The 14,614-nt window shown below is 57.6% G+C and carries 18 protein-coding genes; 14 read left to right on the forward strand and 4 right to left on the reverse strand.

The window, feature by feature from the left end; translation table 11 throughout:
* Positions 1-76: 76 nt before the first annotated feature.
* Positions 77-706, forward strand: coding sequence for a response regulator transcription factor (locus tag ACN0RV_RS02510; protein ID WP_417345241.1), 630 nt, complete (start codon positions 77-79; stop codon positions 704-706).
* Between the two features lie 202 nt (positions 707-908).
* Complete coding sequence (locus ACN0RV_RS02515) at positions 909-1,319, forward strand: secondary thiamine-phosphate synthase enzyme YjbQ (protein WP_417345243.1); 411 nt, start codon at positions 909-911, stop codon at positions 1,317-1,319.
* A gap of 132 nt (positions 1,320-1,451) precedes the next feature.
* Here the strand turns inward: ACN0RV_RS02515 and ACN0RV_RS02520 are convergent, their stop codons facing one another.
* The gene (locus ACN0RV_RS02520; RefSeq protein ID WP_417345245.1) at positions 1,452-2,012 is read right to left on the reverse strand and encodes a chalcone isomerase family protein; all 561 of its coding nucleotides are present in this window, start codon (positions 2,010-2,012) and stop codon (positions 1,452-1,454) included.
* 635 nt (positions 2,013-2,647) lie between these two features.
* On the opposite strand from ACN0RV_RS02520, the gene ACN0RV_RS02525 reads away from it, so the two are divergent.
* The 5 genes from ACN0RV_RS02525 (at position 2,648) to dusA (ending at position 7,590) form a co-directional block, all read left to right on the forward strand.
* Entirely contained in the window at positions 2,648-3,274 is a 627-nt protein-coding gene (locus tag ACN0RV_RS02525; protein ID WP_417345247.1) for a hypothetical protein, read from the forward strand.
* Between the two features lie 46 nt (positions 3,275-3,320).
* Complete coding sequence (locus ACN0RV_RS02530) at positions 3,321-4,493, forward strand: DUF5692 family protein (RefSeq protein WP_417345249.1); 1,173 nt, start codon at positions 3,321-3,323, stop codon at positions 4,491-4,493.
* Between the two features lie 48 nt (positions 4,494-4,541).
* Positions 4,542-5,378: a hypothetical protein gene (locus ACN0RV_RS02535; RefSeq protein ID WP_417345251.1), complete on the forward strand. Its 837-nt coding sequence runs from the start codon at positions 4,542-4,544 to the stop codon at positions 5,376-5,378.
* A gap of 108 nt (positions 5,379-5,486) precedes the next feature.
* On the forward strand, positions 5,487-6,404 hold the full coding sequence (locus ACN0RV_RS02540; protein ID WP_417345253.1) for a DUF5692 family protein: 918 nt from the start codon (positions 5,487-5,489) through the stop codon (positions 6,402-6,404).
* A gap of 196 nt (positions 6,405-6,600) precedes the next feature.
* Complete coding sequence (gene dusA / locus ACN0RV_RS02545; protein WP_417345254.1) at positions 6,601-7,590, forward strand: tRNA dihydrouridine(20/20a) synthase DusA; 990 nt, start codon at positions 6,601-6,603, stop codon at positions 7,588-7,590.
* Between the two features lie 47 nt (positions 7,591-7,637).
* Here the strand turns inward: dusA and ACN0RV_RS02550 are convergent, their stop codons facing one another.
* On the reverse strand, positions 7,638-8,297 hold the full coding sequence (locus tag ACN0RV_RS02550; RefSeq protein WP_417345255.1) for a Crp/Fnr family transcriptional regulator: 660 nt from the start codon (positions 8,295-8,297) through the stop codon (positions 7,638-7,640).
* An 89-nt stretch (positions 8,298-8,386) separates the two neighbouring features.
* Here ACN0RV_RS02550 and deoD point away from each other — a divergent pair, with 89 nt between their 5' ends.
* The 4 genes from deoD (at position 8,387) to ACN0RV_RS02570 (ending at position 10,128) form a co-directional block, all read left to right on the forward strand.
* The gene (deoD, locus tag ACN0RV_RS02555) at positions 8,387-9,097 is read left to right on the forward strand and encodes a purine-nucleoside phosphorylase (protein ID WP_417345257.1); all 711 of its coding nucleotides are present in this window, start codon (positions 8,387-8,389) and stop codon (positions 9,095-9,097) included.
* A gap of 211 nt (positions 9,098-9,308) precedes the next feature.
* A complete protein-coding gene (locus tag ACN0RV_RS02560) occupies positions 9,309-9,599 on the forward strand; it encodes a hypothetical protein (protein ID WP_286340438.1) in 291 nt (96 codons plus the stop codon).
* Positions 9,600-9,784: 185 nt separating this feature from the next.
* The gene (locus ACN0RV_RS02565; protein WP_286340437.1) at positions 9,785-9,985 is read left to right on the forward strand and encodes a PspC domain-containing protein; all 201 of its coding nucleotides are present in this window, start codon (positions 9,785-9,787) and stop codon (positions 9,983-9,985) included.
* On the forward strand, positions 9,970-10,128 hold the full coding sequence (locus ACN0RV_RS02570) for a hypothetical protein (RefSeq protein WP_417345259.1): 159 nt from the start codon (positions 9,970-9,972) through the stop codon (positions 10,126-10,128). The genes ACN0RV_RS02565 and ACN0RV_RS02570 overlap by 16 nt, the downstream gene beginning before the upstream one ends.
* Positions 10,129-10,178: 50 nt before the next feature.
* On the opposite strand, the gene ACN0RV_RS02575 is transcribed toward ACN0RV_RS02570, so the two are convergent.
* On the reverse strand, positions 10,179-10,919 hold the full coding sequence (locus tag ACN0RV_RS02575; protein WP_417345261.1) for an enoyl-CoA hydratase/isomerase family protein: 741 nt from the start codon (positions 10,917-10,919) through the stop codon (positions 10,179-10,181).
* A gap of 58 nt (positions 10,920-10,977) precedes the next feature.
* Between ACN0RV_RS02575 and ACN0RV_RS02580 the strand changes: the two genes are divergently transcribed.
* Genes ACN0RV_RS02580 through ACN0RV_RS02590 form a run of 3 tightly spaced genes read left to right on the forward strand, consistent with a single transcriptional unit; the run spans position 10,978 to position 13,082 of the window.
* A complete protein-coding gene (locus ACN0RV_RS02580) occupies positions 10,978-11,427 on the forward strand; it encodes a copper chaperone PCu(A)C (RefSeq protein ID WP_417345263.1) in 450 nt (149 codons plus the stop codon).
* 14 nt (positions 11,428-11,441) lie between these two features.
* Positions 11,442-12,410, forward strand: a complete 969-nt coding sequence (locus tag ACN0RV_RS02585; protein ID WP_417345265.1) for a DUF2333 family protein — start codon at positions 11,442-11,444, stop codon at positions 12,408-12,410.
* Between the two features lie 6 nt (positions 12,411-12,416).
* A complete protein-coding gene (locus ACN0RV_RS02590; protein WP_417345267.1) occupies positions 12,417-13,082 on the forward strand; it encodes a TIGR04219 family outer membrane beta-barrel protein in 666 nt (221 codons plus the stop codon).
* A gap of 60 nt (positions 13,083-13,142) precedes the next feature.
* Here ACN0RV_RS02590 and tolC read toward each other — a convergent pair whose 3' ends face one another.
* Entirely contained in the window at positions 13,143-14,456 is a 1,314-nt protein-coding gene (tolC, locus tag ACN0RV_RS02595; protein WP_417345268.1) for an outer membrane channel protein TolC, read from the reverse strand.
* Positions 14,457-14,614: the final 158 nt, after the last annotated feature.

Raw genomic sequence — 14,614 nt, forward strand, 5'->3', positions numbered from 1 at the left:
TCTAAGCCTTTAGGTTGGGGTCGTTACGGTCATGCCGGACAATGGATGTCTGGCGCATCGAGTGCAAGGAATGCCTATGACCCCGTTTTCCAAAATTCTCTTCTACCAGAGTGGTGAGCTGCCCAGCTCCCTGCCGATGTTGTGTGCCACCTTGGGGGTTCCCGTGGAGATCCACACCGTAGGCGAGCCTCTTCCGGCCGAGCCGGATGTCGACTCCCATACCCTGATTCTGGTGCCCTGGCAGGGCGGAATCGGGGCCGGCGGGCTGCCTGACTGGGCGCGTGATCTGCTGCCTCACCATGCCATGGTGCTGTACGACGTGAAGGAGTCTCAGGTGGACTCGGTGCAATTGCTGACACTGGGCCTCAAAGGGCTGCTGTTCCAGGAGAAACGCGTGGACATGACCCTGTCAGCATTGCGAGCCCTGATGCAGGGAGAGCTGTGGTTTTCCCGGGCGACTCTTGAAAAGGCGGTTACTCGCATGATTGGCAGCCAGGTTCAACTGCAGCAGCGCCAGGAGCAGGAGAAACTGACCAACCGGGAGCAGAGTGTGGTGCGTCTGGTGGCCATGGGGGCCAGGAACAAGGAGATTGCCCGAGAGCTGTTTATCAGTGAATACACAGTGAAGGCGCACCTGGCTTCCATTTTCCGTAAGACCGAGACCCGAAACCGGGTGGAACTGGTGAGCAAGCTGGGGTTGAACTGAGCCCTCTGCTTGAAGGTAACTTTCTTAGTTTCACTCGCTCTCCCTAAGCGCAACGGATAACCAGTGTGCAAGTTGGGCTCAGCCCATTACCCGAAAGTGTAGATTCCCCACCCGACAGGAGTGGTCCATCGCCTGAGGGTACTTGCATCCTGTGGGAGAACTGCCACTATGCCGGTAACAGCTTCGACGCCAGGATAATTCGATGAAACAGATTGAGCTCAGATTGGATCCCCGCCCACGGGGGTTCCATCTGATCACCGATGAGATTTGCCGGGGGTTACCCCTGGGGGAGATCGCCGTCGGCATGGTGCACCTGCAGTTGCAGCACACCTCCGCCAGCCTGACACTGAATGAAAACTGCGATCCCACGGTCAGAGGAGACTTCTCCGCCTTTTTCGATCGGCTGGTGCCCGATGGTACCCGCTATTTTCGCCACGATTATGAGGGGGATGACGATATGCCAGCCCACATCAAGAGCAGTCTGCTGGGCACCAGCCTGATGCTGCCGATCCGCAAGGGACGGTTGGCGCTGGGGCAATGGCAGGGGATCTACCTGGGCGAGCATAGGGATCAGGGGGGAGGGCGTCGTATTCTGGCGACTCTGATGAGCTAAAAAAAGGGGCCAGGTCTTGCTCTGGCCCCGAAGCGGTCCGGCGGCGTATCCGGACAGTACGACTTACGTGCGACACTCTTCAGCGGTCTTCATTGGCTCGTTCAAAAGAGCGACAACAAAGCTCCAGGATGTTTACAGTCCCAGCATCTCCTCTTTCAGATCATCGTCGAGAGGAGTGTCACCGAGCCAGATGCCCAGCAACACTGAGCGGAACAGTTCCCCTTCAACAGCCACCAGCTTGGTGCCATTTTTCAGCAGCTCCACCGGTTGACCAGGAATGGAAACGATCTGGAAGGTGTCGCCTTCACTGACCGGGGCACTGAAGGCCTGGGTAAACTGACTGATCTGCTCTTTCAGCTGCGGCAGGTGTTTACCGGCGGACTGGGCGAATCCGTCCTCCATGCTGGCGGTCATCTTTTCCGAGGTGATCATCGAAGAGATGATGTCCAGTTGAATGGTGGCAGCGGTGTGGCCCTCCATCAACTCGGTAGCAGGCAGGCTCTCCTGGTTGTAGAGGGAGCTGACATAGAGGTCCATAAAGAACTTGGAGCGTATGCCGGCGCCTCGATAGGGCATCTCCACACCATCCAGCGTGAGGTTGTCTGCCAGCTCCACATCGGCCATGTTCACCGACCAGGCGGCGCCACTGAAGGCCAGGGAAAAGCATAGGGAAAGCAGGGGCATTTTTTGCATCTTGGGTCACCTTAATATATGGCCAGAATCCCCATTAGAGTATTTGCTCTAATCTATTTTTTATTGATTTAAATCAATCTATTTTTCTAAAGTGTTCGCTCATGTTAACGAATGGAGTTACCTGTCTGTCGGGGTGGTCAAATTTGGGCGAAAGCTTCATATGAGACTGCCAGATTGACAGGTCACTCTGTTTTCTGGTTAAAGAATCTGGTTCGAACCATATTGATGTTAGTTCAGAAAGTGGGCGGGAAATTTCTTGATCCCGGTCATGAAAATCGGCCAAACCAAAGATTAGAGTAAAAGCTCTAAAGTGAGTCTGGATAAATTCTGAGGTTGGTATGGGTATCCCGATTTCTACCTATGTAGTTTCCATGGTGGGCTACATTGTATTTCTGCTAGTTCTCGTCGAAATGATGAGAAGAACACCAAGATTTACCTTTCTGTTCTGGCTGTTGTCTTTATTGACTGCGCCTCTTTGGGCGGATAATTTGGATGGTTGGTTCCGCTGGGCAAAAACCGTCAGCGTGCTTATTCCTACCGCATTAATTGTCGGTACTGCACGAATTGCATATCTCTATTATGAAAATCCAAACCGGATACTTAAGTTTTTCCGAAAAGACTGGGTTCTTTGGGTTTTGTATGGCGTTCTTTTCCTCAATATTGCCGAGGCAACCGTCAAGGATCTGGTGACAGAGAACTACTTCAACTTCATTGCAGGTTGTGTGTTGCTGGTGACCATGCCCTTCCCCAAATACAAGAACGGCAAGCGCCAGTACTGGCTTATCGGAAAGGATGCGCCCAATGACCTGCTGTTCTACTCCACCGCGTCATGGAACTTCCTCTACACCACCTGGAACATGGCCTTTGTCTATGGTGAGAACCCCGGATATTTCGCCAGCTCCTTCTGCATCCTGATGGCCGCAGAGCTCTATCCCGTCTTCAAGAAGCGTCCCGAGCTCTACATCATTGCCCGGGTCTACACCCTGGCGTTCCACATCCTGGTGCGTGCCATGGGCGACCCCTTCGCCAAGGTCATGGACTCCACCCACTGGGCCAACGATCAGGTACTGCTGTACTGGGGCGTAGCCAACGCGGTACTGCATGTCGCTTACCTGTTCTGGTACTTCAAGAAGTTCCGTCAGCCCAATGCGGAGGGTGGCAATGAACCCCCCTATGGGGACCGGCAACCGCCGCTGGTGGTGGATGCCAGAACCGAGGAGAGCAGCCCGCTGCTTCCAGGCCAAAAACCGGTCACCGCCTGAGTTTACTGAAATGCGGGGCAGGGCAACTGCCCCGCGGAGAGACAAAATGAAATCCTTCTTTAAGCTATTTTGCGCCTGGCTGCTGGCCCTGGTGCTGGCTCCGGCCGTGCTGGCCAACGACCTGGATGGGGTGTCCATCGGCGATCAGTTTGCCGGCCAGATCTGGCAAGGCACCATGGATGGCGACCCCGGCCAGGGAAGCATCTTCTTCAGACTGGAGTTTGCGCCTGACCACCAGGTGACCATCACCAAGCAGTCCGGAGGTCACAATCAGGTTGAGGTGAAACAGTGGCAGGTTGATGGCGACCGTTTGGTCATCAGCAGCTCTCCCGGTCAGCAGATCGACAACTTCGACAACGCCGAGATGACCGTGGTCTCCGCCGATCGCTTCCACTATGCCAAGGAGGGGAAGAAGTTCATCGGCCACAAGTGGATTGAGGCCAGGGCCTATGGTCACGTGCTGCTGGTGCTGATTGGCCTGATGGTGATGAACGAGGTCTGCCGCCGTTACAAGTGGCCCACGGTGATCATCTTCTTCGTCCTGCCCATCGTACTGATCCCCCTGTGGGCCAGCTATGGCGTCAGCTACTGGTTCAAGTGGGTCAAGCTCTACTCCGTGGTCGGCGCCTGTGTGCTCTTTACCCTGATTCGATACACCAAGGTGGGTGAGATGAAGTGGGCCAAGTTCTGTGCGGCGGGCTTCCTGGCACTGAACATCTCCGAGGCGGTACTGCAGGATTTCAGCATGGGCTACACCGCCAATGTCCTGAACGCCATCGGCGGCATCTTCTCCATCATCACTCTGACCGGCTGGGCGCAAATCCAGGCGGCCAAGACCAAGGAGAAGGACATGATCTGGCCGGCCATGACCACCTTCTGGATCATCGCCTATGACGTGTGGAACTTTGCCTTCGTCTACCTGAACTTCCCCGGTTCCGCCACGGCCCAGTTTATGGTGCTGACGGCGGCCACCATTCCGTCTCTGTTGATCACCAAGGGTACCTGGCTGCAGGCACGGGCGTTTACCCTGGCGCTCTCCTTTATGTACTACTTCACCAACCCGGCGATGTACGAAAGTAATGTGGTGATGCTGCCAAGAAACGACGAATTAATGCTGGCGGTTGGACTTTTGAGCTTCGTCCTTAATTCCATCCTCTTCTATCAGGTTTTCGGCGCCAAATGGAGAAATTACCGCTTGAGACAAGAGATGGCGAGTTAGTTATTAGTTACGACACAAATAAATAATTAAATGATTCTGGAGTTGAAAATGAAAAAATTCACTGCATTAGCGATGGCCGCCCTGAGTTTGTCTGCATTTGCTTCTGAAGAAGCACCGGATATGGGCAATCCAACCGAAGTGTACACTTATTTAGGTGCATCTTATGGTAGCGAGGGTGCCAACCTGAAAGGGATGATGGCCCTGAGTGAAGATAAAGGAGAATTTGATCAGAAGACCGGTATTCTGTTTGAAGTAAAAAACATCTTCAATGAAGGCGATAAAACACCCAAATTCGGTGGCATTCAATATGGCCAATACCCAGATGGCAGTATTGGACCCGTAGGCACCAAAACCAAAGGGTATGCCAGTAACCGCTCCTACCGTCTGCGTTACGGCACCATTAATACCAAGAACGGCCTGGGTTTCTCCGTTGACGCGGTATTTGCCGATCATCCCTTCTTCGGGTCCACCTCGGTCATTCAGGCCGGTCCCGTGGCCACCATCCCCGTGGGGGATGACATCCTGATCTGGCCCATCCTCTATGTGGGTGCGGTGATCATGGACGACAACATTCAGGATCTGAACCCTGAATGGCCCGATTCCAGCTCCAGTGGTGTGGACATCGCCTCCACCATCGGTACGGCCATGGTGTACGCCAAGTGGACCATCTCCGACAACTGGTGGACCCTGGCCAGCTACCGCTACACCATGGAGCTCAACGGCAAGTCCTGGGATGACGACGTGATGGAGGGGGGCCTGCAGATGGATGCCTATGAGTTCGAGATCTCCCTGGCGTATCAGTTGACCAAGAAGCAGAACGTCCGCGCCTACTACAGCACCGCCAAGGACGACAGCTACTGGCTGGAATACAACTACGCCTTCTAACCCAGAAACGCTGGCAGAGCCTCGTCCGTAGCTCTGCCAGCTTTCAGGAGGAGCGGTGTCATCCTCAATCCCCATTCCGCTCCTCCGCCCTACCTTGCGAGGTGGAACATGTCTCTGTTTGAACCCATCCCCTTTCACTCCTGGGTCGCCTTCTGCGCGGTTCTGGGCGCCCTGATTCTGCTTAACGAGATCTCCCGCCGCAGCATGTGGGCCGGCATCGGCTGTTTCATTGTGCTGCCCCTGGTGCTGACCTTTACCGTCTGGCCCCACACCACCACCGCAGAAGGCTCCAGTGTGGGCACCTGGTTCCACTGGGCCAAGGTGTACTCGGTGCTGGCGGGTTGCATCGGCTTTATGGCGATCCGCTATATCCCGGGCGCGGCCCAGAAAAAGTGGGTGCTGATGTTTCCACCGGCGATTCTGGCCATCAACATCGCCGAGGCCGTGGTGCGGGACTTTCAGTGTTACAGCTTCAACGGCCTGGTGGACGGAGTGATGATCACCGGTGGCTCCTGGAACATCATGAACGGCGTTGCCGGCATCCTGAATATCCTCACCATCTGTGGCTGGGCCGGGATCTTCATCAGCCGGGACAAGTTCAAGGATATGCTCTGGCCCGACATGCTGTGGTTCTGGATCATCGCCTACGATCTGTGGAACTTTGCCTATGTCTATAACTGCGTCGGTGACCACGCCTTCTATGCCGGTGCGGCCCTGCTGCTCTCCTGCACCATTCCAGCCTTCTTCATGCGTCGCGGAGCCTGGTTGCAACACCGGGCCCATACCCTGGCGTTCTGGATGATGTTTGTCATGTGCTTCCCAAGCTTTGTGGACACCTCCAGGTTTGCCGTGAAGGCGTCCGCTGATCCTGCGGCCCTGTGGTGTGTCTCGGCCATCGCCCTGGCGGCCAACGTGGCCCTGGCGATCTACCAGATACATCGCATCCGCAGCGCCCGTCGTCATCCCCTCAAGGATGAGCTGTATGAACACCTTCCTGCCTATCAGCATGTGGCGTCCGCCCGCTGATCTTCACCCTGTGCCGGGCCGCACCGCCCGGCACATTCTGCCAACCCATTGAGAAATGGCCCATCACTCCCTTTGCCTCGTCAGCGATGTCGGCGGGGTTTTCTTTGAGGGGGTGGGCTTTGCTATAATCCCCGGCCCAAAGCCGTCCGGAGAGTTGTCTCCGGCTGTGTTGAACTGAATCTAGGGTGATCTTTCTTTGAGTTACGCCGAGCACAACTGCCGCTTCTCCGTGGCCCCCATGCTGGACTGGACCGACAGGCACTACCGCTACTTTGCCAGGCTGCTGTCCCGGCATACCCTGCTGTACACCGAGATGGTGACCACAGGGGCGATTATCCACGGCAAGGGAGATTATCTGGGCTACAACCAGGAGGAGCACCCAGTGGCCCTGCAACTGGGCGGCAGCAACCCACAGGAGTTGGCCCTGTGCGCCAGGCGGGCCGAGGAGCTGGGCTATGATGAGGTGAACCTCAATGTGGGTTGCCCCTCTGATCGGGTTCAGAACGGTCGATTTGGTGCCTGCCTGATGGCCGAGCCAGAACTGGTGGCCCAGAGCGTGGACGCCATGCGTCAGGTGGTGGATATTCCGGTGACGGTCAAGACCCGTATCGGCATCGACGATCAGGACAGCTACGAGTTCCTCGTTCGTTTCATCGAGCTGGTGTCGGACGCCGGCTGTGAGCAGTTCACCATCCATGCCCGTAAGGCCTGGCTCTCTGGTCTCAGCCCCAAGGAGAATCGGGAGATTCCGCCTTTGGACTATGAGCGTGCCTATCAGCTGAAGCGGGACTTCCCCCACCTGACCCTGGCGCTCAATGGCGGCATCAAGACGCTTGAGGAGTGCCAGACCCACCTGAAGCAGATGGATGGCGTGATGGTGGGCCGTGAAGCCTACCAGAACCCCTATATGCTGGCGGCGGTGGACAGAGAGATCTACGGCTGTGATACCCCCATGGCGGATCGCCGCGAGGTGGTGGAGAAGATGGTGCCTTATGTGGAGCGTCACCTAGCCCGAGGCGGTCGGGTCAACCACGTGACCCGCCATATGCTGGGCCTGTTCAATGGGCTGCCCGGTGCCCGCACCTGGCGCCGCACTTTATCTGAGCGCGCCCATCAGGCCGATGCCACGCCAGCCCTGTTGCTGGAAGCGATGGCCCAAGTGGGTGAGCCTCTGGAGCAGGTTTAGGTTCACGTCAGATAAGCCAACGCCGCCCTCAGGGGCGGCGTTGTTGTTTACAGATCCAGGAAGGCGCTGAGCTTCTCCTGGTCAATGATCTCCAGTCGCCCCTCACGTTTCTCCAACAACCCCAGCTCGGTCAGCTGTACCACCACCCGGCGGTAGACCCTCTCGGAGCAGCCGAAGCGGGCCGCTTCCTGGTAGAGCTTGAGGTCCGGCTCGCCATTGGCACGGCGCTGCATCAGATCCAGGGCGATGTTGTGCGCCAGGGGGTAGAGGCTCAGGGTCATGGCCCGTTGCATCTGCCCCTGGTAGTACCCCGCCAGTTGCTGGCTGAGCCACAGGGCGATCTCCGGGTGCTCGATGAGCAGGGATTCAAATTTGGCCCTGGGCAGCTCTCTGACATTGACCGGCGCCAGGGGTACCACATCGAACTGACAAGGTTGGCCGGTGAGAAGTTCCACCTCGCCAAACAGCCGCCGATCCCCCTGCCAGATCCCCAGGCCAAACTCTTTGCCGTTGGCGGCGGCGTAGTGCAGGGTAAACTCCCCTTGTTCCACCCAGTAGAGGGCGTCGACACGCTCTCCCTGGCGCAGCAGGGGCTCCCCTTCCGCCAATAGCCACTGTTTCAGGGGCAGGGCATGGATGGCCTCCATCAGCTGTCGATGGCCCTTTTCGATGGCGCTGCTCAGGAGGTGGGATTCTAATGCGGGCATGTCTGGCTCCCCAGGCGGACAAATGTCCTCATACTGTTCTTAAGCCTCTTTTTACACTGTCGTCGACACTGACAAAAGAGGAAACCAAGATGACTCCCCATATCAATGCCAAACCTGGCGACTTCGCCGACTTGCTGCTGTTTCCCGGCGATCCCTTGCGGGCCAAGTACATTGCCGACACCTTTCTCGAGGACGCGGTGGAGGTGACCAATGTGCGCAACATGCTGGGCTTTACCGGCACCTGGCAGGGCCACAGGGTGTCGGTGATGGGCCACGGCATGGGCATCCCCTCCATCTCCATCTACGCCGAAGAGCTGATACGCGACTATGGGGTCAAAACCCTGATCCGCATCGGCAGCTGCGGTGGCGTGGCGGAAGATCTTAAGCTCAGGGACGTGGTGGTGGCCACCGGTGCCGGCACCGCATCACTCACCAACCGCACCCGGCTGGCGGGCTACGACTATCCTGCGGTACCGGACTTTGATCTGGCGATGGCTTGCCATCAGCAGGCCCAGCGGCTGGGAATCCCGGCCCGCTTCGGCACAGTGTTCACCAATGATCTGTTCTATGGCCGCGACCCGGCACTGTTGCCCGCCCTGCAAAGAATGAAGGTGCTGGCGGTGGAGATGGAGGCGGCCGCCCTCTACGCCATCGCCGCCGAGCAGGGGGCGCGGGCGCTGACCATCCTTACCGTGTCGGATCATCTGTTGATGACCGAGGAAGCCAGCGCAGAGGAGCGCCAGAACAGCTTCAGCGACATGGTGGATCTGGCCCTGGCCACCGGTGTGCAATCCGCCTGATTCTGTTCGAGGGGCAGCCTGCTGTCCCTTTCTTAACCAATTTCACCAAGGGTTGGTGAAAATCACCATTTCCCCGGAGATCTCCTTAAATGGGCACTCCGACCTCCCCCCTTATTTTTATCATATTCTTTAATATCAATAAGATAAAAGTTGGCACGCTGATTGAATAGTCCTATGTGAACTACACATTCACCCTTTTGGAGAAAATCTCATGGACCGTTCAATCAAAGTGAAGTCTCTGGTATCCGTTTCATTGGCCGCAGTGTTGATGTTTTCCGCCGGTGCCCAGGCGACCCCTCACGGCGAGATTGAGCAGGGAGTCGAGCAGTTTGTGTCTTCCCAGGTAGCCTCAATGCGCCAAGCCCTGGAACGTCAACTGGCCAACGAAGTGCGACTGGCCGCCCAGATGCTGTTGGTGGGTAAATCCACCGAGCTGGCCGCCAAGCAGCCCAAGCCCGAGTTGACCGCAGCTGCTCACCAACAGGGAGAGGACGCAGAATGATTGTGAACTGGATGCCGGCCATGCTGTGCATGTTGCCCCTGGCCGGCTGGATGCTGACTGTCCTGGGTTACTGGATCTACAACGAAGTGTGCTAGAGCCCAGAAAGGTTTTCCGGCCGTTGCCTGCACTGGCGATGACCGATGAAAGAGTAAATAGGAAAGAGTTGCACGACCAGGAGGTAAACCATGGCCAATAAAATTCAACGAGATCCCAGCCGGGGCTGGGTCGCCGGAACCTTTGCCGGCCTCTGCAGCTATCTGGGATTCAGCCCTTTCTGGTGCCGGGCCATCTTTCTGGTTTACCTGATGCTTGAGCCAGTGACCGCAACCCTGGCTTATCTGGTTGCCACCCTGTTGATGCCTAAACGTCGATGCCGTTACTGCTAGTCGTACTGCTGCTTTGCCTCTGTCTGGCAACCCTGAGCGATCCCCCGGCACTGGTGTGGTGGTGGCAGGACTACGGCAGTTGGTCCCTGGTGACCCTGGCCTTAGTGGTGATCGCCTGTTGGTACTGGCAAAAGAGCCAGTAGAACCGAATTTCCGCGGGGTCCCCACCGCCCTCTCGGGGGCCCCGCTTCCCTTATCGTTTCAGACGAGCCTGAATCACCCGGCGGGTTTCATCGCTGGCCAGTCGTTCCCCTAGGGCGGAAAATTCCGCCTGCATCACCTGGCCCAACTGTGGTTGGGATAGTTTCAGCAGTCTCTTTGCCTGTTGCATCGCCTGTGGAGGACGGGAGGCAAACTTCTGAGCATAGGTCATGGCCAGATCCATCAGCTCCGCTTCGGTGCAGCTGTAGTTGACCAGGCCCACCTGCTTGGCGCGCTCTACGTCGAAGGGCTCACCCAGCAGCAGCAGCTCTGCCGCCAGGGGGCCGCCGCACATCTGCGGGATCAGGGTGCTGGAACCCGCTTCAGGAACGATCCCCAGGTTGACGAAGGGCAGCATAAAGGTGGCAGTGTCTGCCGCGATCACCATGTCGCAGTGGGGCAGCAGGGTACAGCCGATGCCTACGGCATTGCCCCCTACCGCAGCAACCAGCGGTTTGCTGAGGGTGGGGAGAAGCTGGATGAACCGGGCGGCGGCATTGGATTCGTCGAAGCCGCCATCGGCCAGGAAGTTGCTCAGGTCATTGCCGGCGGTAAAGCAGTTGCTCTGCCCCCTGAGAAGGCAGGCATGGATCTCAGGATCCTTTTCCGCCTGTTGCAGCCCGTCACACAGCTGGTAATACATCTCATGTGTCAATGCGTTACGCTTGTCGGGTCGATTGATGGTCAGTACCATGACGTTACCGTCACGGGAGATCGCTATGGGATTGGCCATAATTGCTCCTTTCCGTGGAGAGATTTTGTACCGAAGGAAAAAGTGTAAGGGAAGCGCGATGAAATTCAAACAACTGTTTACTTGCTGTGCCCTGTTGGCTGCAGCTCCTGCCATGGCTGCCATTACCCTGAGTGATGCCAAGGTGCGGGAGATGCCGCCGGGAGTGCCCAATACCGCCGCCTACCTGACCCTTCATAACCATGACGCGGCCACTGCCCTGACTGGGGCCAGCTGTGACATTGCCGGTAAGACCGAGATACACACCATGCTGACCGAGAACGGCATGATGAAGATGCGCCGCATTGAGCGCATCGAATTGCCTGCGGGCCAGTCGGTAACCCTCGCCGAAGGGGGGGACCACCTTATGTTGCTGCAGTTGACCCAGCAGCCGCTGGCCGGTCAGCAGGTGAACTGCACCCTGACCTTTGCCAATGGCGACAAGGTCGATGTCAGTCTGCCGGTGGTGGACATGAAGTCCGCCGGGCATGAGCACCATCATCACCACTAAAGAGGAGCCAGTGTATGGCCGCATTGAATAGGAAGTGGATTGTGGCAGGCCTGGTGGGTCTGCTGCTGTTGAACTGGCTGGTCGCCGTATGGTGGAGTTTCGAGCCAGACCAGATAGGCAACGACCGTCTGCGCGGGGAGACGCCGGTGACCGGCTATGCCACCACCTCTGCGGCCATTGAGGTGATGGAAAACCTGCTGGATAAACCCGGGGGCTTCCTCTCCAATGACAAGATGCCGCCTTCGGTGCTGATGGATAACATGCCTGCTTTCGAGTTTGGTGCCCTGGAGCAGGTGCGGGATCTGACCCTGGTGATGCGCAAGGACCTGGCTCGCTCCCAGTCCCAATCTGCCGAGGACCCGGATCTGGCCAAGGCTCAGCCGAAATTCAACATCGATCATCGCAGCTGGATGATCCCCAGTGCCGAGTCCGAGTATCGCGATGGCATTGAGGCGCTCAAGTCCTACCGGATGCGCATCAGTGACCCCACTCAGCCCTCGGCCCAGTTCTACGCCCGAGCCGACAACCTGGTGGCGGTGCTGGATCAGGTGGAGAAACGTCTGGGCAGCCTGTCCCAGAGATTGTCCGCCAGTGTCGGCCAGGCTCGCCTGAACACCGACTTGGCCGGGGACACCTCCGCCAGTGCGTCCACCATGACGGTGAGCGAGCAGGAGGTGAAAACCAGCTGGTGGAAGATTGACGATGTGTTCCATGAGGCCCGTGGCAGCTGTTGGGCGCTGCTGGCGATCATGAACGCCGTGGAGTCCGATTTTGCTCCTGTGCTGGAGAAGAAGAACGCCACCGTCAGCCTGCAACAGATCATCCGTGAGCTGGAGGCGACCCAGGAGACCGTTTGGAGTCCCTTGGTGCTCAACGGCAGCGGATTTGGCCTGGTGGCCAACCATTCGCTGGTGATGGCGAATTACATCAGTCGTGCCAATGCGGCACTGATTGACCTCAAACAACTGCTAACTCAAGGGTAACTCTTTATGCGTTTGAAACTCTCTGTTGCGGCGGCCTGTCTTGCCACTGCTTTGACCGGAACCGCCCAGGCCGATGTACTGGGGGTCAAGCTGGGCCTGGATCTGCAGCAGAACAGCGTCAGTGGCGATCTGCACAGCACGGGTGGTGATTGGGACGACAGCTATCAGCCAAGTGGCTATGTCGCCTTCGAGCACTTCATTCCCCTGGTGCCCAACGTGATGCTGCGTCACAACCAGCAGGAGTCAGACGGCCAGGGTTCCGTTAAGGCGGACCTCTCCAACACCGAACTGGTGGCTTACTATGAGCTGCTGGACAACGGTGCCGTAGAACTGGATCTGGGCGCCAGCTACCGACTGTACAGTGGCAAGCTCAACGATGGCGCCCTCAATGAGGACAACCTGGATGATGGCATTCTCATGGGCTATGTGCGGGGACAGGTGAACCTGATTGGTACCGGACTGTTTGTGTTTGCCGACGGGGTGCTGGCCAGCTATGACGATCGCGACATCAGCGATTATAAGGCTGGCCTGGGCTGGGAGCTGGATATGCTGGCCCTGGACCTGGCCATCAAGGGGGGCTATCGCCAGCACACCTTTGACGTCAGCGACTGGGGCACTCAGGCGGACCTGGAGTTCTCCGGTGCCTTCGTCGGCGTGGAGCTGAGCTTCTAATCGCCCTGCGCCAGCCATAAAAAAACCGCCCAATGGGCGGTTTTTTCGTAGGCGCAACGTTTACTTCAGACCGTTGTTGATCATCTGTACGTCTTCGGCGCTCAGGGTTCCGGCTGCCTGCTTCAGGGACAGAACGGCCAGGATGTAGTTGTAGCGGGCATCGGCCAGCTGCTGCTTGGCGCTGTACAGCTGACGGGTGGAGTTCAGTACCTCAACAATGGTACGGGTACCCACTTCGAAACCCGCTTCGGTGGCCTTCAGGGCGCTCTCCGCAGAGACCACAGATTGCTCATAGGCCTTGATGGTGCTGATGGACGCCTTAACGTTGTTCAGGCTGTTGCGCAGGTTACGCACCACGGAGCGGTGAGTCTCCTCCAGGGCCTGAGAGGAGGCCACGAAGTTGTACTTGGCCTGCTCAACCTGGCTGGTCACGGAGAAGCCGCTGAAGATGGGTACCCTCAGGGTCAGGCCGATCTGGCCAGTGGTATCGTTGGTGATCTGGTTGGGGCGATCTTCCTGACCATAGTTGGCGGTGATGCCAGCGGCCAGATCCAGGCTGGGCAGGTGACCGGTTTTCGCCAGTTCAATCTGCTCTTTGGCGATGTCCACACCCAGGCGGCGGCTCAGCAGCTCCAGGCTGCTCTCCTCACCCAGTGCCAGCCAGGCCTCGTGAGTGGCCGGGGCCGGGGCAGAGGGGCTGAAGCGTTGAGTGTCCAGCACGGACAGTTCGCTGTGCTCCAGGCCGGTGATCTCACGCAGGCCCTCGTAGCTGTTCTCCAGGGTGTTCTGAGCGTTGATCTCCTCGGCGATGGCCAGGTCATACTGAGCCTGGGCTTCATGCACGTCGGTGATGGCGGTCAGGCCCACGGCGAAACGCTGCTTGGTTTGCTCCAGCTGGCGCTCGATGGCACGCTTGTTGGCTTGAACGAACTCAAGGGAGTCCTGGGCAGAGAGCACGTCGAAGTAGGCGTTGGACACCCGCACGATCAGGCTCTGGGCGGCCAGAGAGTAGTTGGCGTCGCTCTGGGCGGCACTCTTCTCACTCAGCGCCAGGTTGACGTAGTTGGCGTGATTGTAGATGCTCTGACCCAGCTCGATGCTGCCGGAACCGGAACCACCGCTGTCTGAGGTTTCACCCAGGTCATCAAACCAGGAGTAACCATAGCCCAGGGAGCCACTGATTTGGGGCAGCAGAGAGGCTCGGCTCTGATCGATCGCTTCGAAGGCGGCGTCACGAGTCGCTTTGGATTGCAGCAGGACCGGATCCTTGGTCAGTGCCTGTTGGTAGATCTGATAGAGATCGTCCGCATGAGCTGGCAGGGTTGCACCGGCCAGACCAAGCGCTAGGGTCAATGCACGAAATTTGGTTCGCATTTGAAATCCTTAAAGTAAACACAAAGCTAGCCTGCACCACAGGCAAGCTAAATTTCCGGGCTGGGAAAACCCGTTATTCCCAAGACGACCTTGACTTTGACAGCCTTAGTAAACTGAATTGCACCCAGGAAAGTCAATCATTTTGCGTCACCAAGTGT

This window comes from Ferrimonas sp. (genome assembly GCF_048263965.1).
Classification (GTDB): domain Bacteria; phylum Pseudomonadota; class Gammaproteobacteria; order Enterobacterales; family Shewanellaceae; genus Ferrimonas.